Annotated in this window: 15 protein-coding genes and 1 pseudogene; 8 read left to right on the forward strand and 8 right to left on the reverse strand. The window is 70.9% G+C overall.

Going from position 1 to position 17,295, the window contains the following annotated elements; all coding sequences use genetic code 11:
• Window positions 1-14 precede the first annotated feature (14 nt).
• Window positions 15-431: a pyridoxamine 5'-phosphate oxidase family protein gene (locus MCHLDSM_RS03340; protein WP_174545769.1), complete on the reverse strand. Its 417-nt coding sequence runs from the start codon at window positions 429-431 to the stop codon at window positions 15-17.
• 37 nt (window positions 432-468) lie between these two features.
• Window positions 469-888: a nitroreductase family deazaflavin-dependent oxidoreductase gene (locus MCHLDSM_RS03345; protein ID WP_109788738.1), complete on the reverse strand. Its 420-nt coding sequence runs from the start codon at window positions 886-888 to the stop codon at window positions 469-471.
• 60 nt (window positions 889-948) lie between these two features.
• Between MCHLDSM_RS03345 and MCHLDSM_RS03350 the strand changes: the two genes are divergently transcribed.
• Both MCHLDSM_RS03350 and MCHLDSM_RS03355 read left to right on the forward strand, forming a co-directional pair.
• Window positions 949-1,962 (forward strand): acetamidase/formamidase family protein, encoded by a 1,014-nt coding sequence (locus MCHLDSM_RS03350; RefSeq protein ID WP_048468869.1) that lies wholly within the window; start codon window positions 949-951, stop codon window positions 1,960-1,962.
• 13 nt (window positions 1,963-1,975) lie between these two features.
• Window positions 1,976-2,737, forward strand: a complete 762-nt coding sequence (locus tag MCHLDSM_RS03355) for an SDR family NAD(P)-dependent oxidoreductase (protein ID WP_048468870.1) — start codon at window positions 1,976-1,978, stop codon at window positions 2,735-2,737.
• A gap of 45 nt (window positions 2,738-2,782) precedes the next feature.
• Here MCHLDSM_RS03355 and MCHLDSM_RS03360 read toward each other — a convergent pair whose 3' ends face one another.
• Window positions 2,783-3,379, reverse strand: coding sequence for a TetR/AcrR family transcriptional regulator C-terminal domain-containing protein (locus MCHLDSM_RS03360; protein WP_048468871.1), 597 nt, complete (start codon window positions 3,377-3,379; stop codon window positions 2,783-2,785).
• A 72-nt stretch (window positions 3,380-3,451) separates the two neighbouring features.
• Here MCHLDSM_RS03360 and MCHLDSM_RS03365 point away from each other — a divergent pair, with 72 nt between their 5' ends.
• Genes MCHLDSM_RS03365 through MCHLDSM_RS03375 form a run of 3 tightly spaced genes read left to right on the forward strand, consistent with a single transcriptional unit; the run spans window position 3,452 to window position 7,433 of the window.
• On the forward strand, window positions 3,452-4,438 hold the full coding sequence (locus MCHLDSM_RS03365; protein WP_048468872.1) for a nitrilase-related carbon-nitrogen hydrolase: 987 nt from the start codon (window positions 3,452-3,454) through the stop codon (window positions 4,436-4,438).
• On the forward strand, window positions 4,435-6,063 hold the full coding sequence (locus MCHLDSM_RS03370) for an amidohydrolase (RefSeq protein ID WP_048468873.1): 1,629 nt from the start codon (window positions 4,435-4,437) through the stop codon (window positions 6,061-6,063). The genes MCHLDSM_RS03365 and MCHLDSM_RS03370 overlap by 4 nt, the downstream gene beginning before the upstream one ends.
• Window positions 6,060-7,433 carry an APC family permease gene (locus MCHLDSM_RS03375; protein WP_048468874.1) on the forward strand — a complete coding sequence of 458 codons (1,374 nt, stop codon included), beginning with the start codon at window positions 6,060-6,062 and terminating at the stop codon, window positions 7,431-7,433. Before MCHLDSM_RS03370 ends, MCHLDSM_RS03375 begins: the two co-directional genes overlap by 4 nt.
• On the opposite strand, the gene MCHLDSM_RS03380 is transcribed toward MCHLDSM_RS03375, so the two are convergent.
• The 4 genes and pseudogenes from MCHLDSM_RS03380 to MCHLDSM_RS03390 all read right to left on the reverse strand — a co-directional run bounded on the left by MCHLDSM_RS03380 (window position 7,404) and on the right by MCHLDSM_RS03390 (window position 12,047).
• Entirely contained in the window at window positions 7,404-8,228 is an 825-nt protein-coding gene (locus tag MCHLDSM_RS03380) for a sulfurtransferase (protein WP_082168677.1), read from the reverse strand. The two genes, MCHLDSM_RS03375 and MCHLDSM_RS03380, sit on opposite strands and share 30 nt — an antisense overlap.
• Window positions 8,225-9,890 (reverse strand): ATP-binding protein (locus tag MCHLDSM_RS38960; RefSeq protein ID WP_234713839.1); only part of this gene is annotated, 1,666 nt, incomplete at its 5' end. The genes MCHLDSM_RS38960 and MCHLDSM_RS03380, both read right to left, overlap by 4 nt.
• Before the next feature lies 1 nt (window position 9,891).
• Window positions 9,892-11,433, reverse strand: a pseudogene (locus MCHLDSM_RS38965) (ATP-binding protein); the annotation flags it as partial.
• Window positions 11,433-12,047, reverse strand: coding sequence for a hypothetical protein (locus MCHLDSM_RS03390; protein WP_048468875.1), 615 nt, complete (start codon window positions 12,045-12,047; stop codon window positions 11,433-11,435). The pseudogene MCHLDSM_RS38965 and the gene MCHLDSM_RS03390, both read right to left, overlap by 1 nt.
• Before the next feature lie 39 nt (window positions 12,048-12,086).
• Between MCHLDSM_RS03390 and MCHLDSM_RS03395 the strand changes: the two genes are divergently transcribed.
• The 3 genes from MCHLDSM_RS03395 (at window position 12,087) to MCHLDSM_RS03405 (ending at window position 16,302) form a co-directional block, all read left to right on the forward strand.
• Entirely contained in the window at window positions 12,087-12,788 is a 702-nt protein-coding gene (locus tag MCHLDSM_RS03395) for a TVP38/TMEM64 family protein (RefSeq protein ID WP_048468988.1), read from the forward strand.
• Between the two features lie 78 nt (window positions 12,789-12,866).
• Window positions 12,867-15,212 carry an AAA family ATPase gene (locus MCHLDSM_RS03400; protein ID WP_048468876.1) on the forward strand — a complete coding sequence of 782 codons (2,346 nt, stop codon included), beginning with the start codon at window positions 12,867-12,869 and terminating at the stop codon, window positions 15,210-15,212.
• 67 nt (window positions 15,213-15,279) lie between these two features.
• Window positions 15,280-16,302 (forward strand): threonine aldolase family protein, encoded by a 1,023-nt coding sequence (locus MCHLDSM_RS03405; RefSeq protein ID WP_109788731.1) that lies wholly within the window; start codon window positions 15,280-15,282, stop codon window positions 16,300-16,302.
• Between the two features lies 1 nt (window position 16,303).
• Here the strand turns inward: MCHLDSM_RS03405 and MCHLDSM_RS03410 are convergent, their stop codons facing one another.
• On the reverse strand, window positions 16,304-17,191 hold the full coding sequence (locus MCHLDSM_RS03410; protein WP_048468877.1) for an Lrp/AsnC family transcriptional regulator: 888 nt from the start codon (window positions 17,189-17,191) through the stop codon (window positions 16,304-16,306).
• Between the last annotated feature and the right edge of the window lie 104 nt (window positions 17,192-17,295).

Consider the following 17,295-nt stretch of genomic DNA (forward strand, 5'->3'; position numbering starts at 1 on the left):
CGGGTGCCGCGGGCTCACTTCGAGTAATCGGTGCTCAGCCAGCGTTGCGGACGCATGCGGATGACGACCGACGTGGACGTCAGGTTCTCGTCGGTGAATTGATTGCCGGCCTCCTCGCCGAGATAGCGCACCGCGAGGGCACGCACCTCGGCGTCCTCGGCGGGTCCGATACCGGTGACGTCGCCTTCGGCGGAGACGTACCGGTACGGCGGCTGCTCGTCCTGCACAGTCAGCGAGAACCGGCCCGCGTCGCGAATCAGCTTGTGTTTCACCGAATCCGCCTCGGTCCAGAGAAGCACGTCGCCGCCGGGCCGGTAGCCGTACCAGATCGGCACCGCCAGCGGCGCCCGACCGGGCCGTTCGACCGCCACGACGCCGACGTGCACGTCGGCCAGGTACTGCTCTCGTTCGGTGCTGCTCATCGTCCCCATGGCCGTGCCAACGGCTGCGACGGCCGTCACATTCCCGTCAGCCGGCGGGCACCAGTTCGAAGATCGGGATGACGCGGTCGGTGCGTTTCTCGTAGTCGCCGAAGCCGGGCGCCTGCTCGACGACCCTGCGGTAGATGCGGTCGCGTTCCTCGCGCGGCAGCTCGCGGGCGGTCACCGGCCGCGGCGGATCCGTGCCGATCTCCACGACCGCATTCGGATGTGCCCGAATGTTGAACGCCCAGGCGGGGTCTCGATCCCGGCCCGCTGCCGACCCGACGACGTAGATCGCCCCGTCGAAATCGAAGTAGGCGATCGGGTTGATGCGTTGCTCGCCGCTCTTGGCGCCGGTCGAGGTCAACAGCAGCAGCGGGAAGCCCTCGAACTGGCCCCCCACCTTCCCGCCGTTGGCGCGGAACTCGTCGATGTTGCGCTGGTTGAAATCGCGCTCTTCGTCCATCTGGTCGGCCACACGCTCATGGTATGGCGGCAGACGCTGCGCCGGACGAGGATGGCGGGCATGGATCACGTCACCTTCATCCCGACGACCGAGCAGATGGCCTACACGTTCGGCGGCGCGGCTCCCGTCCTACGGATCACGCCGCCGACGGTGCTGACGCTGTGGACCGAGGACGCGTACGGCGGACGCATCACGAGCGCCGCGGATGTCGCGACCACGGCGCTGGACACCGAGGATCTCAACCCGCAGACCGGGCCGTTCTGGATCGAGGGCGCCGAGCCCGGGGACACCCTGGTCGTCCACCTGGTCGACCTGACGCCCGCACGCACCTGGGGCGCGTCCACGCTGATCCCGTTCTTCGGCGGGCTGACCAGCGTGCCGGTCAGCCCGACGCTGCAGGATCCGCTGCCCGAACGCACCTACATCTACGAATACGATTCCGCCACCGACACCGTGGCGTTCTCCGCGCACGGCAGCGACTTCGAGCTCGCGCTGCCCGCCAACCCGATGCTGGGCACCGTCGGCGTCGCACCCGCGCACCGTGAGGTGCGGACCTCGCTGGTGCCCGACGTGTTCGGCGGCAATATGGACACCCCGGAGATGACGGCGGGCGCGACCTGTTATCTGCGGGTCAACGTGCCGGGCGCGCTGTTCTCCCTCGGCGACGGGCACTACCGGCAGGGCGAGGGCGAGTCCTGCGGCACCGCGGTCGAGGGCGCGATGAACGTGACCGCGATCGTGGGGCTGGTCAAGGGCGGTGGTCCGGCGTGGCCGCGGCTGGAGACCGACACGCACCTGATGTGTGTGGGATCGGGCCGTCCGCTGGAGGAGGCGTGGCGCGCCGCGCAGGTGGAGATGATCACCTGGCTGGGTGAGCTCTACGGCCTCGACCGTCTGGACGCCTATCAGCTGCTGACCCAGATCTCGCTCGCACCGATCGCCAACGTGGTCGACACGAACTACAGTTCGGTGACCAAGATCGACAAGCGGCTGCTGCCGGCGGCCTCCGCCTTCGGTGGCGTTCATGCCGAGATGCGTTCGGCAGCAGCATCTTTCGGAACCATCACTTACTAGAGGGAGAACGCGCATGGATCTCGGCCTGACGGGGAAGCGTTTCGCGGTCACCGGCGGAACCCGTGGCATCGGCCGTGCGGTCGTGGAAGGCCTGCTCGCCGAGGGCGCCATGGTCGCCTACTGTGCGCGCACGCCCGAAGCGGTCGCCGAGACGCAGAAGGAACTGGTCGCCGACGGCGCCAGTGCGCAGGGTTCGGTGGTGGACGTCGGGGATGCGGCGGCGCTGACCGCGTGGGTACAGGCCACGGCCGAGGCGTTCGGCGGGCTCGACGGCGTGGTCGCGAACGTCAGCGCGCTGGCGATCCCGGAGTCGACGGAGAACTGGCGGGCCTCGTTCGAGGTCGACCTGATGGGCACGATCGGGCTCGTCGACGCGGCGCTGCCGCATCTGATGGCGTCGAAAGCCGGTTCGATCGTGACGATTTCGAGTGTGTCGGGCCGCGAGGTCGATTTCGCGGCAGGCCCGTACGGGACGATGAAGGCCGCGATCATCCACTACACCCAGGGGATGGCGCACAAGCTGGCCGCGCAGGGCATCCGGGCCAACACCGTCAGCCCCGGCAACACCTACTTCCCCGGCGGGGTGTGGCCGACCATCGAGGCCGAGAACCCCGCGTTGTTCGCCGAGGCGCTCGCGCTGAACCCGACCGGCCGGATGGCCACGCCGCAGGAGATCGCCAACGCCGTGGTGTTCCTCAGCAGCGCCGCAGCCAGTTTCATCACCGGAGCCAACCTCGTGGTCGACGGGGCGCTCACCCGCGGCGTGCAGTTGTGATTTCGGCGTCGTTGGTCGCGCCTACCGCGACCAACGACGCCGAAATCACGCCAGGCCCCGCAGCAGCACCGCCAGCCCCCACTCGAAGGCGTCGTCGGCGCGCTGCGGTTTGGGCGATCCGGTCTCGAGTGCGGCGGCCAGTTCCGGGCCGACTTCGGGCCGGGCGCGCCACGGCTGATCGGGAGCGGCGACGTCGAGCGCGGCCCCCAGCACGAACGAGTCCATCAGCGTGATCGCCCTCAGCGTGTCGGCGGGATCGAAGCCGGCCCGCGTGAGCGTGGTCGCCAGTGCGTTGTACATCGTCATCGCCTGCGGGCTGTTGACGGCGTACTCGGTCAGCAGCGGGATCAGCTGCGGGTAGCGCGCGAAGCTGCGCCGGTAGGACCGCAGGATGTCGGCGACGACGTCGCGCCACGGCCGGGCCGGATCGTCAGCCGGGAGTTCGACCTCCGACATCGCCCTCTCCCGCAGCAACTCGACGACGTCATCGCGGCCGGCGACGTGGTTGTAGAGCGATGACGGCTGCACCCGCAGCTTGCGCGCGACCCCGGCGATGGTGAACCCGCCGGTGGCGACCACCAGGTCCAGCGCGGCCTCGGCGATCCGGTCGGTCGACAGCAGCGGCGTGCGGGGTCGGCCCACGGAAACCTCTCCTCTTGCGCGGTTCGGTGACTCAGTTCACAATAAACGAACTTCATTCGTTTTAGGAGCGTGATGATCACTCTGACCGCCCCCGCCGCGCCGCCGCTGTCCCGTTCGACCCCGTCGGACCGGCCGCCGTTGCGCGTCGGGCTCGTGCAGCACCGCTGGCGTGACGATGCCGCGGACCTCGCCAAAACCCTGCGCTCGGGCATCGACCAGGCCGCCGCCGAAGGCGCCGCCGTGGTGTTCCTGCCCGAGATCACGTTGCTGCGCTACCCCGCCGACCGTCCCGGCGGCGACGACGCCGCCGCGTTGACCGAGGACCTGGAGACCGGCCCGACGTTCACGCTGGCGGCCGAGGCCGCCACGGCCAACGGCATCTTCGTGCACGCCTCCCTCTACGAGCGCGCGCCGGACGCCGACTGGCTGGGCTTCAACACCGCGATCCTGGTCTCGCCGGACGGCACCCTGGTCGGCCGCACCCGCAAGCTGCACATCCCGATCTCGGCGGGCTACTACGAGGACACCTACTTCCGGCCCGGCCCCGGTCCGGACGCCGACCCGTATCCGGTCTACGCACCCGACGGCCTGGGCGCCCGCCTCGGCATGCCCACCTGCTGGGACGAGTGGTTCCCCGAAGTGGCGCGCAACTATTCGCTGGCCGGCGCCGAGATCGTGGTGTATCCGACCGCCATCGGCTCCGAGCCGGTCTTCCCCGACTTCGACACCCAGCCGCTGTGGCAGCACGTCATCGTCGCCAACGGCATCAACAGCGGGCTGTTCATGGTGGTGCCCAACCGCACCGGTGACGAGGGCGCCCTGAACTTCTACGGGTCGTCGTTCATCTCCGACCCGTACGGCCGGGTGCTGGTGCAGGCTCCGCGTGACGAGGAGGCGGTGCTGGTGGCCGATCTCGACCTGGATCAGCGTCGCGACTGGCTGGAACTGTTCCCGTTCCTGCTCACCCGCCGGCCCGACACCTACACCGCGCTCACCGAACCCGTGGACACGCAACGGCCCTACGGCGTCGGGCACGAGGCGACGGCGGTGGTCAAGTGAGCGCGACACTGTTCACCGGCGGCGTGGTGTGGACCGGCCGCCATGACCAGGCCGACACCGACGCCGTGCTGGTCGTCGACGGCGTGGTGGTCACGCTCGGCGACGACGCGAGAACGCAAGGGGCGCAGGCCGAGACGGTCGATCTGGCCGGTGGCTTTCTGATGCCGTCGTTCGGCGACGGGCACGCGCACCCGCTCTACGGCGGTCTGGAGGCGGTCGGCCCGGCGGTGCGGCCGTGCACCTCGGTCGACGAGATCGTGCTCGCCGTCAAGCAGTACGCCGAGGAGCACCCGGACGAGGAGTGGATCGTCGGCGCCTCCTACGACGGCAGCCTGGCTCCGGGCGGGCTGTTCGACGCGCGCTGGCTCGACGCCGCGGTGCCGGACCGCCCGGTGGTGTTGCGGGCGTGGGATTACCACACGGTGTGGTGCAACAGTGTCGCGCTGGAGCGGGCCGGCATCACCGCCGACACCCCCGACCCGGTGCTCGGCGAGATCCCGCGACGCGACGACGGATCCGTGCTCGGCACGCTGCGCGAGTGGGGCGCCACCGATCTCGTGATGGCGGTGATGCCGCCACGCGACGAGCAGGTGCGGATCGCGGCACTCGACACGGCCGCCGACTACTACCTCGCCCGCGGCGTGACGTGGGTGCAGGACGCGTGGGTGGAGCCCGCCGACGTCGCGACCTACGTCGAGGCGGCCCGCCGGGGTGCGCTGCGGATGCGGTTCAACCTCGCGCTCTACGCCGATCCCCGCCACTTCGACAGCCAGGTAACCCATTTCGCCGAACAGCGGCGCGCCGTCGCCGACGCCGCCAACCCGCTGCTCACCGCGAACACCGTCAAGTTCTTCGCCGACGGGGTCGTCGAGAACGAAACCGGTGCGTTACTCCAGCCGTACTGCTCGGGTCTTCACTCCCACGGCATGCGCAACTGGGAGGGTGACTCGCTCGCCGAGGCGGCACGCCAGGTCGACGATCTCGGTCTGCAGATCCACATCCACGCGATCGGCGACGCCGCGGTGCGCCAGGCCCTCGACGCGATCGAACACGTCGTCCGGGTGAACGGTCCGCGGGACCGCCGGCCGGTGATCGCGCACTGCCAGCTGATCGACGACGCCGATCTGGCCCGGTTCGCCGCACTCGGCGTCATCCCGAACATGCAGCCGCTGTGGGCGCAGCTCGACGCGCTCATGACCGTGCTGACGGTCCCCCGGCTGGGCGTCGAGCGTGCGGACAAGCAGTACCCGATCCGCACCCTGGACACCTCCGGCGCACCGCTGGGTTTCGGCTCGGACTGGCCGGTGTCCTCGGGCGCCCCGTTCGACGGCATCGCGGTCGCGACGTCGCGGCGCACCTCCGACGGTGAGCCCGACGGCGGCTGGACGCCCCACGAGATCCTGCCCATCGAGCGGGCGTTGTCCGCATATACCGCGGGGGCCGCGAATCAGGCGTTCGCCGATAACGATTGGGGTGTTCTCACCCCCGGAGCGAGCGCCGACCTGATATGGCTGGATCGCGACCCGCGGGCCACGGCGCCACTGGACCTCCCCACAGTGGCGATCCGCGCCACCTACCTGCGCGGCGCACCGGCCTACCGGGCCGAGAACGGAGCTGACTCATGACCGCCGAATACATCACCGGTCCGCACGAGGGCCACCTGAAACGCGCGCTGGGACTTCCGTCGCTGGTGCTGTTCGGTCTGGTGTACATGGTGCCGTTGACGGTGTTCACCACCTACGGCATCGTCACCGAGACCTCCGGCGGTCGACTCCCGCTGGCGTACATCGTCACGCTGATCACGATGGTGTTCACCGCGCTGTCGTACGCCCGGATGTCGGCGGCGATCCCGGTCGCGGGCTCGGCCTACACCTACACGCAGCGGACCTTCGGCGCGCCCGTCGGCTTCCTGGCCGGCTGGTCGCTGCTGCTCGACTACCTGTTCCTGCCGATGCTCAACTATCTGGTGATCGGGCTGTACCTGAATGCGGCGTTGCCCGCGCTGCCCGCGTGGGTCATCGTGCTCGCGTCGATCGCCATCGTCACCGTGCTCAACATCGTCGGCATCGTGTCGGTGGCACGGGCCAACTTCCTGATCATCGCGATCCAGGCCATCTTCATCGTGGTGTTCGTCGTCCTGGCGGTGTCCAAGACCACCGGCTACGGCACCGTCGACCTGATGTCGCCGTTCACCGGCGACGGCACCGCGGGCGGTATGAGCCCCATCCTGGCCGGCGCCGCGATCCTGTGTCTGTCGTTCCTCGGCTTCGACGCCGTGTCCACCCTCTCCGAAGAGGCGCGCGACGCCAAGCGCACAGTGCCGCAGGCGATCATGATCGCGACGATCGTCTCCGGCATCATCTTCATCCTGCTGTCGTTCGTCTCGCAGCTGGTCTTCCCGTCGAACCAGTTCGCCGACGTCGACACCGGGTCGACCGACGTGATGCTCGCCGCGGGCGGATCGTTCGTCAACACGTTCTTCACCGCGGCCTACGTCGCCGGTGCGCTCGGGTCGGCACTGACCTCGCAGGCGTCGGTGGCCCGCATCCTGTTCGCGATGGGCCGCGACGGCATCCTGCCGCGCAAGGTGTTCGGCCACGTGTCGGCCAAGTTCAGCACCCCGGTGTACGCCATCCTCACGGTCAGCGTGATCTCGCTGGCGGCCATCTGGATCGATCTGGCGATCCTGGCGTCGGTGGTCAGTTTCGGTGCGCTGGTCGCGTTCTCGGTGGTGAACCTGTCGGTGATCAAGCACTACTTCGTCGACATGCGGGAGCGCAACATCCTGCTCAACGTGGTCGCACCGGTGATCGGCTTCCTGCTCACCGCGTGGCTGTGGACCAGCCTGTCCGGGACGGCGCTGACCATCGGATTGATCTGGCTGGCGATCGGTTTCGTCTGGCTGCTGGTGGTCACCCGCGGCTTCCGGCGCCCCACCCCGGTGCTGGACCTGGAGGAGACGGGCTCACTCGCCGAGAGCGACCGGGCGCGCTGACTCTGCGCTCCACTGCGACCACGACCCGGGGAACAGCGCCGCGTCCACCCCGACCGACGCCAGCGCCGCGACGACGACCGACGCGGTGACGCCCGATCCGCAGTAGACCGCGGGCTTCGGCCCGGCGCCGTCGAACACCCGGGTCAGGTCGTCGTGATCCAGCAGGGTGCCGTCGCCGCGCAGCAGGCTGGTGCTCGGTACGTTGCGCGCACCGGGGATGTGGCCGGCCACCGTGTCGACGGGTTCGGTGTCGCCGCGGAACCGCTCGGGCGCCCGCGCGTCGATCAGCACCGAAGCATCGGCCGCCTCGTCCGCGGTGACGGCCTTGCGCGCGCCGGCGTACAGGTCGTCGAACGCCACCGTCACGTCCCCGGGCTCGGGAACCGCGGCACCGGACGCCCATTCACCGGTCCACGCCGCCAGCCCCCCGTCGAGGATCCGCACGTCGGGGATGCCCGCCGCGGTCAGCACCCACCAGGCACGCGCCGAACCGGCCCGGTTCCAGTCGTCGTAGACCACCACCGGCACCCCGGTGCGCACACCCCAGCGGCGGGCAGCGGCCTGCACCGCGGCGCCCGACGGCAGCGGGTGTCGGCCACGGCCGGCCACGCTGTGGTCGGAGAGCTCGTCGTCGAGCGACACGTACACCGCGCCGGGCAGATGACCGCGCTCGTAGGCGGCGCTGCCATCGGGCTCCGCCAGCGACCACCGCACATCGAGCAGCGTGACGGGCTCCCCGCGCTCGAGCATCCCGGCCAGTTCGCCGGCCGTGACGAACACGTCGGCGCGGCTCACTGCTGCACCGCCAGCGCCAGCACCTCGTCGGCCGACGGCGGGCTCGACGGATGGAACGACAGGCACCACGGCTCGACGACGCGGTGGAACGCCTCGCCCTCGGTCGCGACGTAGAAGTTGCCGACCCGCAGGCGGCTGATGTCGTCGACCAGACCGCCTTTCGCACGGGCCATTTCGCGGGCCGTCTCGATCTGGGCGGGCGCGTTGAGCAGCCCGTAGAACTGGATCGCCGCGTTGCCCGGGATGTTCAGGTTGAGCCCCTTGGGCGCCTGGGTGGCGAACACCAGCCCGAGGCCGTACTTGCGGGCCTGCGACGACAGCGCCAGCGTGCTGCGTGTGCACGCGGTGAAACCCCTTGCGGGAGCGAAGTTCTGGGCCTCGTCCATCACCATCAGCCCGCCCAGCGGCCGGTCGCCGGCGGGGTGGCGTTTGATCCACGCGAACAGCGCCATCTGCAGCTGGTTGACGAAGCTCTGCCGCTGCTCGTCCGACGGCAGCCCGATCATGCTGATCACCGACACCCGCGCCCGGTAGCCCTCGGACGGGGTGAGCAGCACGCCGGGGTCGACGGGCGTGCCGGCGCCGCCGAACAGCGGATCGTTGACCATCGCCGCCCGCAGGTTCTGCGACAGGTCTTCGGCGATCTGACGCGCCCCCGCCATGTCGCTGATGTCCTCGGGCAGGTCGGCGAGCAGCCGGACGAACCCTGCCAGCGTGGGCTCATCCGTTCTGCCGTAGTGCTGCAACGCTTCTCGCAGCACGGCACGGGCACGGGTGGCCTTCTGTGTCTTGCCGGTGATCAGCGCCTGCGGTTCGAGCGCCGAGCAGGCGGCCTCGACGGCCTCGAAGAACTCGTCGTGATCGTCGACGACGCTGCCGAAGTCGGGCAGCGGCTGGAACGCCAGCGGGCGGCCGCTGGTGCGCCGCGGGGTCCACACCGTCACCTCGGTGGTGCGCAGGTACTCCTCGGCGCGGGCGTCGTCGGCGCGCTGCCAGCCCTCGGGTTTCTGCGGCCACGCCGTGCCCAGCCGCGACAGGTCGTTGTTCGGGTCGAGCACGATCGCGGACACCCCGCGCAGCGCGCACTCCTCGACGAGCCGGCGGATCAGCACGGTCTTCCCCGAGCCGGATCCGGCGAAGATCGCGACGTGTTTGCGCAGCGCCGCAAGCGGAATCGAGACCGGTTCCCCGCTGTGCAGGTCGCGGCCCAGGGGCACCTCGGTGTCGGGGACGTCGACGACGGGAGCGTCGTCCACGGGCTCGGGCTCGGGCTCGTCCACGGCTTCGGGTTCCGGCTCGGTCGCCTCCTCGACCGTGCCGTCGCCGAGGGTGTCGGCCAGCAGCGCCATCCGGTGGGCCGGACGGCGCGCCCGCAGCCAGTTCGCCAGCTGCGGATCGTCCTCGGCGAACAGGTCACGCAGCGCCGCCATCGTGCGGATGTCGTCTTCGGTGAGCGGCACGGTCCGGCCGCCCCAGGCGTGGAACGCTGCGAGCTCCTCGGCGGTCTTCTTCCCGGTCGGCCACGGCGCGTTGCGCAGCAGGATCAGCTGCCGGCGGCCCGACCCGGGCCCGAATCCCGCTGCGGTGACAGCTTTTCGGACACGGCTGAGCGCCGCGCTGGCATTGTCCGCCGCGACCGCGCGGAAGGCCCAGTGCCGTTCGNCCCGGGCCCGAATCCCGCTGCGGTGACAGCTTTTCGGACACGGCTGAGCGCCGCGCTGGCATTGTCCGCCGCGACCGCGCGGAAGGCCCAGTGCCGTTCGTCCTCGGTCGCGCTGTCCAGCGTCTCGCGTAGCCGGGCGTGCAGGGTGACGTGCGTGCCGGGCGGCGGGTCGCAGACGAACGTCTGCTCGCCGTCGCGTTCGGCGATCCACGCGGTCAGCGCCGCACTGAGCAGTTCGGGCACCGTCACGTCCTCGCCGTCCGGTGCGACCGCCGCCGAGGGCACCGCGCGCCGCCGGTACTCGGCGAAACGCCGGTCCAAGGTCGAGGACACCGGCCCCGTCTCGTCGCCGGTGTCCTTGTCCCACAGGGATTCATCGGCACGCAGGTGACCCAGCTCGACGGCCTCGCCGTGCTTGAGGCATTCCCGCACGTGGGTGTCGGCGCGGATCAGCAGCTGCCGCGGGGTGTACGACGGCGCCTCCTCGAAGGCCTCCGGCGCGATCGGCCAGCTCGGGTAGGGCGGGGTGAACCCGACCGAGGCGTAGCTCGCGGCGAATCGCCGCTCCAGGATGGCCCGGCCGATGTCGGCGGTCGGCAGCGGGGTGAGCACGCCGGTGACCCGGAAGCGGTCGGCGACACTGGCGGTCGCGGTGTCCCGGATGTGTTCCCAGACTGCGGGCAGGCACGCCACCACCGGCACCGTGCGGCGCATCGTCTGCCGTACCGCCATGAGCCCGTGCGCGACCTGCTCGAGCACGATGTCCCCGTCGCCGGTGCCGGCCACCGATTGGGCGATCAGCGTGTCGATCTGGTCGACGGCCAGCACCGCCGGCCCGGCCATCGCGACCAGTCTGGCCAGGTCACGCACGCACTCCTGCGCCGACGCCGGCGCCGCCCGCAGCCCCCACGGCCCGCGCTCCTCGGCGGTGAACTCCTCACTGCCCTGCAGGAATCCCTCGCCGATGTCGTGTGCCAGGAAGTCGTTGGAAGCCACCAGCACCAGCGCGCGCAGTACCTGATGGCATTGCCGCACAGTCTCTTTCGCGGTCTTCGAGAGCGCCATGATGAAGCGGTACAGCGTCTCGGCGTCCAGGTCGTCGTCGCCGATGATCGCCCGGCGGTCGGCGCGCGACACGTGCGCGAGCGAGGACAGGTCCCACAGGACGTCTTTGAGCTGCGTCTCGTGCCGCCGGCCCGGCCGGCCGAGGCTCTCCAGGATGCCGCTGCGCACCGACTCCCAGAAGCTGGCCGCGTCGAGCAGCTCGACGACGAAGAAGTAGCCGCCCCCGTTCTGCACGCGTTCGCGGATCTGCCCGAGCAGGTGCGTCTTCCCCGATCCGGCCGGCCCGCGGATCACCACACCGAGCGGCGTGGACGCCTCGTCGTGCAGCGCGTCCCCGAAGGCCGCCATCACGTCGTCGACGGCGGCCTCGTTGAGCCCGCTGACGTGGGTGGCCGCCTGCGGGCGCCACAGGTCGTCGCTCGTCGGCGCCCACGTCAGCCGCAGGGAGGCCAGGGCGTCGCGCTGCGCGGTGTCCATCACGCGTCGATCGCGATCAGGTGCTTGGGCCGGTCCCCGATCACGACCGCCGCGGCGCGGTCCTCGTCGGTCAGGGTCTTCTGGTTCTCCTCCGGGATCACGCTCACCCCCGGCGTGCGGTGCAACGCGACCAGGGCGGCGTCGACGGCGTCGCGCGGCGCGTCGAGTTCGGCGCGCAGCCGGCGCAGCGGCACCCAGCCGCCGGGTCGCGGCGCCAGCTCGGTGTACACCGCGCGGATGCGGTCCTCGACGCTGATCGGGGTGGCCTCACCGAAGACGTCGGCCAGGCTCAGGTCGGCGGCCTGCAGATAGCGGCCCAGCCCGGCGAGCACGGTCTGCAGCGCCTTCGCCGGGCCGGTGGCGCGCGGCGGCGGCGCTGCGTCGATGAGTTCACGGCACATTCGCCAGCCGCGGTCGGTGAGCTCGTGGACGAAGCGGCTGCCCACCCGCTCGGAGGAGATCAGGCCCAGCCGGTTGAGCTTGTCGCGGCCGGGTTTGTCCAGCGCGGGGCCGAGTGCGGCCAGCTCCGGGTTGGGCACGGGCCCTGCCTGGGCCATCAGCACCAGCAGCACCGCGCGTTCCGTTCCTGTCAGCTCCCCCAGCGTCGCAGTCACTCTGCCAACTTAACGGGCTGCGGCAGGATGGCGTTCGGCATGGTTGACACCGAGGGCACCCCCGAGACGTCGCGGCGCCGCCACATCCTGCGGCTGGCGCTGTTCGCGGCGCTGCTCGGCGTGCTGTTCTACCTGACCGCCGTGCAGCGCGTGATCGATGTGGAAGCGGTGCGCGACGTCGTCGAGTCGGCGGGCCCGCTGGCCCCGCTGGCGTACGTGGCGGTGTCCTCGGTGCTCGGCGCGCTGCTGGTGCCCGGTCCGCTGCTGGCCGGGGGCAGCGGGTTCCTGTTCGGCCCGCTGCTCGGCACGTTCGTGACGCTGGGCGCGACGGTCGGGTCGGCGGTGCTGACGAGCGTCGCGGGTAGGCGGGCCGGCCGGGACAGCGCCCGCGCGCTGCTCGGGCCCGACCGTGCCGCGAAGGTCGACGCGCTGATCCGCCGCGGCGGGCTGTGGGCGGTGGTCGGGCAGCGGTTCGTGCCGGGCATCAACGATGCGCTGGCCTCCTACGCATTCGGCGCGTTCGGTGTCCCGGTGTGGCAGATGGCGGTCGGGGCGGTCATCGGTTCGGCGCCCAAGGCGTTCGCGTACACCGCGCTGGGCTCGACGCTGGGCTCGTTCTCGGCGCCACTGCTGATCGCCGCGATCGCGGTGTGGTGCGTGACGGCGGTCGCCGGCGCGTTCGCCGCGCACCGCGGCTGGCGGGCGTGGCGGTCCAAGCCGCCGACCTCCCCCGCGGAATAGCATTCCGGGCTGCACATGGACGCTCAGCACGACCACGGCTTCTCGTTGGGTGAGGAGCCGGCGCTACATTGGTGAGCCATGCCGGACATCGTCCTCACCGACGAGTTCCGCCACGCGCTCGACCTGCTCGGCGGCGGCGGTCACGTCTTCCTCACCGGCAAGGCCGGCACCGGCAAGTCGACGCTGATCCGCCGGTTCATGGCCGACACCGACCGCAGCGTCGTCGTGGTCGCGCCGACGGGCATCGCCGCGCTCAACGTCGACGGTTACACCGTTCACCGGCTGTTCGGCTTCCGCGCCACGACGACGCTCGAGGACATCCGCGGCGGCGACTACCGGCCCGGCCGCTTCACCAAGACACTGGCCTCGCTGCAGACCCTGATCATCGACGAGGCGTCGATGGTGCGCGCCGACGTCTTCGACATGGTCGCCGCGGCGCTGGCCCGGTTCGGCCCCGCACCGGGCACCCCGTTCGGCGGGGTGCAGATCGTGCTCGTCGGGGACCTCTACCAGTTGCCGCCGGTGGTCAGCGAGCACGAGGCGGGCTTCTTCAGCAGCACCTATGAGACGCCGTACTTCTTCTCCGCCCGCGCCTTTCGCCGTGAGGACTTCCCGACCGTCTCGCTGACCACGGTGTTCCGCCAGCTCGGTGACGACCGGATGACGGCCATTCTCAACGAGATTCGCGAGGGCGTGCTGCTGGGTCACGCGCAGGAGCAGCTGAACGCCCGCGCCGACAAGGACTTCGTCCCGCCCGACGACGAGTTCTGGCTGACGCTCGCACCGACCAACCGTCTGGTGACCGCACGCAACCGTCAGCAGCTCGAACGCCTGCCCGGCGACGAATTCGTGCACCACGCCAAGGCTTCCGGTGATCTGAGCCTGTTCGACCCGCCGGTCGAGGAGACGCTGCGGTTCAAGGTCGGCGCGCAGGTGATGATGCTGAACAACGACCAGGGCGACCGCTGGGTCAACGGCAGCATCGGCCGTGTGATCGGCGTCGGGTACGACCGCTACGGCGCCGTCGTCGACGTCGAATTCCCGGACGGCTCGTGCGCCGACGTCGCACCGTTCACCTGGGAGGCCACCCGGCCGGTGCTGGCGGGCGGGTCGCTGAGCCGCGAGGTGATCGGCTCCTACACGCAGTTGCCGTTCAAACTGGCCTGGGCGATCACGATCCACAAGAGCCAGGGCCAGACACTGGAGCGCTTGGTGGTCGACCTGACCGGCGGCATGTTCTCCACCGGCCAGCTGTACGTCGCGTTGAGCCGCTGCACGTCGCTGGCCGGCCTGGTGCTGAAAAGGCCTGTGCTGCCGAAGGATCTGAAGACCGACCGGCGCATCGCCCGGTTTCTGCGCGGGGCGGGCGACGGCTCCGGGACGCGCCGGTTCTGCGCGTTCGGGATGCTGACGGTCGGGGACGAGGGCCGGATGTCGCGGCCACGGCCGGTGGAGCTCGCGGTCGCGTTCGACGACGGCACCGCGGTGACCACGCTGATCAATCCGCAGCGCGATCTGGCCGACGCGCGCACCGCCTACGACATCACCGTTTCCGACGTGCTGCTCGCGCCGACGCTGCGCGAGGCGTGGGCGGTGATCGCGCCGATGCTCGCCGGGTTCACCCCCGTGGGCGCCGGGGTGGACGAGCAACTCGGCCTGATCGACTTCGAGCTCAAGCGGCTGGGGTACGTCACCGCGATGCCGCTGGGAGTCGAGCTGCGCGTGCGGATCACGGGGCGCACCGCGCTCCAGCGGGCCCGCGCGGCGTTGCAGGCGCTGCGCGACACCGACGTCGCGGACGGGTCGACGGCGTTCGAGGAGCCCGACGCCGTGGAGGGGTCCGGACTGCTGGTCAGCCGGGATCCCACGGCGCCGACGCCCACGGCCGACCACCTGCCCGGGCTCTCGGCGCTGCTGCGGATCAGCCGCGACGTCGGCGCGGTGCTGCTCGGGGGCGCGCCAGTGCGTGACCTCGACGAGTCGGGGTGGGAGGCGGCGGCGCGCCAGTCGGTGGCCGACCAGTTGCGCGCCGCGGCGGCGCGGGTGCGGCTGACCGACGAGGTGGTGGCCCGGCTGCGGAAGGCGGAGTCCTTGCTCGGAGCCGATATCACCGGCGATATCGGATCTGCCGATCAGGCTGTCGAAGACGCCCTCGCGCCAGGCGTGCGCGTGTGCTTCACCGGCATCGCGCAGGATTCGGCCGGACGCATCGTGGACCGCGACGAGATGGAACGACTTGCGCTGGCGGCGGGGCTGGCGCCGGTGAAGACGGTGAGCAAGACGCGCTGCGACGTGCTGGTGACCGCCGAGGCGGGTACGCAGTCGGGCAAGGCGCGCAAGGCCTACGAATACGGCAAACCGGTGTTGACCGCCGACGAGTTCTTCGCCTGGCTCGCCACCCGCCACGCCTCTCCCGCGGAATAGCGTTCCTGGCTGCGAAAGCCGCGCGATCGCAGCCCGGAATGCGCTTCCGCGGAAAGGGAGGGGCATCATGGCGAGCGTGCCCGTCTCTGCCGCTTTCGCCTCCGACAACGCCGCACCCGCGCACCCGGCGGCCCTCGACGCCCTGGCCCGCGCCAACGACGGTCCGGCGCCCTCCTACGGCGACGACGCCGTCACCGCGCAGGCCGCCGACGCGCTGCGCGAGGCGTTCGACTCCCCCGGCGCCGACGTGCTCTACGCGTTCACCGGCACCGCGGCCAACATCATCGCGCTCGCCTCGGCGGTGCAGCCATGGCACGAGATCCTCTGCAGCGACGTCGCGCACGTGCTCCTCGACGAGGCCGGCGGCCCGGTGCGGCTCTCCGGCGCGCAGCTGACCCGCCTGCCCAGCGTCGACGGGCTCATCGCGATCGACGAACTCGACCGGCGGGTGGCCCGCCGCGGCCCGGTGCACCACTCGCAGCCACGCATCGTCACCATCACCCAGTCCACCGAGAACGGCCGGGTGTGGCAGGCGCCGGACATCAAGGGCTTCGTCGACCACGCCCACGATCTCGGCCTGCTCGTCCACGTCGACGGCTCCCGTGTCGCCAACGCCATCGCGGCCCAGCAGGTCTCACCGATCGACGCGGTCGGCGACGCGGACATCATCACCGTGGGCGGCACCAAGAACGGCATGCTGTTCGGCGACGCGATCCTGGTCCGCCGGCCCGAACACTTCGACGGAATCGCGTTCGTGCAGAAGCAGATCGGCCATCTGGCCAGCAAGCACCGCTACGTCGCCGCGCAGTTCCTCGCGTTCCTCACCGACGACCTGTGGCTGCAGACCGCCGCGCACGCCAACGCGATGGCACGCCGGCTCGCCGCCGGCCTCGAGGAGCGAGGTTTCGCTCTGGCCTCGCCGGTCGAGGCCAACGAGGTGTTCGTACGGCTGGATCCCGACGCGCACGACCGGCTGTCCCGGTCCTACACCGTGCACCAGCCCGACCTCGACGAGCCGGTGTGGCGATTGGTGTGCTCGTGGGCGACGACGAGCGAGGACGTCGACGGCGCGCTCGCCGCGCTGCGATAGCTCAGGCCGGCAAGCCCGACGCGTAGTTCTCCTTGACCACGTCGAGGTGCACCCAGCTGTCCACCGCACCCACACCGTCGAATTGCCGTACCACGTCGACGATCTCGACCAGCTGCGCGGAGGAGAACGCGCGGACCGTGACCAGGAGGTCGTAGCGGCCGAGGACGCGGGCGACGAAGATCACCGCGGGCATCGCCCGCAGCGCCGCGACGACGGCGTCGTGCGGGCCGGTCAGCCGGATGCCCAGGCCGAGCGCACTCTGCCGGTCCTGGCCCGAGTGCCGCACCACCGCGCCGACGCGCACCACGTTGTTCTCGACCAGCCGTACCACCCGCCGGCGCGCCCCGGCGGGTGAGAGTCCCACGGCCGCGGCCAGATCGACGTACGACGCGCGCCCGTCGTCCTGGAGCGCGCGCAGCAGCCGGCGGTCGACGTCGTCGACCGCGACACCGACCTCCCCGACGGGACCGATCACGTCGCGCACCACCTCGACATAGCCGAGCGTGTCGACGCCCGCCACCCCGTCGAGGGCGCGCACCTCGCCGATCGCGCGGTCGATCTCGGTCATCGAGCCCCCGCGGATCTCGGCGACCACCCCGTACGGCCCGCTGGTCAACGACAGGAACGCGACGTCGCCCCGGCCGGCCAGTTCGCGGGCGATCGGCACCGCGGGCCCGGCGACGGCGACGCTGACGTGGGCGAGCGCGCCGCGCCCGAGGACCGCGGGGTGAACGACGCCGCGCACCACCACCTGTCCGCTGCTGATCAGCCGGTGCACCCGGGTGGCCGCGGCCGAGCGGGACAGACCGACGGCGGCGGCGATGTCCAGGTGGGTCAGCCGGCCGTCGTGTTCGAGCAGACCGATGATCGCACCGTCGACGTCGTCCAAGATTTTTCCGCCCTTCTTTGTCGACACATGGTGCACCCACGGGGCGACTGAGCGCCACCATAGACGGGAAGCTCATGCTCCACCGGCAGATCGACACGAAGCCG

Source organism: Mycolicibacterium chlorophenolicum, from assembly GCF_001044235.1.
Classification (GTDB): domain Bacteria; phylum Actinomycetota; class Actinomycetes; order Mycobacteriales; family Mycobacteriaceae; genus Mycobacterium; species Mycobacterium chlorophenolicum.

Excerpts from the sequence above, each read along its gene's own strand:
- MCHLDSM_RS03375 (WP_048468874.1), top strand. The coding sequence starts at position 6,060 with ATGACCGCCGAATACATCACCGGTCCGCACGAGGGCCACCTGAAACGC.
- MCHLDSM_RS03405 (WP_109788731.1), top strand. The coding sequence starts at position 15,280 with ATGGCGAGCGTGCCCGTCTCTGCCGCTTTCGCCTCCGACAACGCCGCA.
- MCHLDSM_RS03355 (WP_048468870.1), top strand. The coding sequence starts at position 1,976 with ATGGATCTCGGCCTGACGGGGAAGCGTTTCGCGGTCACCGGCGGAACC.
- MCHLDSM_RS03340 (WP_174545769.1), bottom strand. The coding sequence starts at position 431 with ATGGGGACGATGAGCAGCACCGAACGAGAGCAGTACCTGGCCGACGTG.
- MCHLDSM_RS03395 (WP_048468988.1), top strand. The coding sequence starts at position 12,087 with ATGGTTGACACCGAGGGCACCCCCGAGACGTCGCGGCGCCGCCACATC.
- MCHLDSM_RS03365 (WP_048468872.1), top strand. The coding sequence starts at position 3,452 with ATGATCACTCTGACCGCCCCCGCCGCGCCGCCGCTGTCCCGTTCGACC.
- MCHLDSM_RS03345 (WP_109788738.1), bottom strand. The coding sequence starts at position 888 with ATGGACGAAGAGCGCGATTTCAACCAGCGCAACATCGACGAGTTCCGC.
- MCHLDSM_RS03400 (WP_048468876.1), top strand. The coding sequence starts at position 12,867 with ATGCCGGACATCGTCCTCACCGACGAGTTCCGCCACGCGCTCGACCTG.
- MCHLDSM_RS03350 (WP_048468869.1), top strand. The coding sequence starts at position 949 with ATGGATCACGTCACCTTCATCCCGACGACCGAGCAGATGGCCTACACG.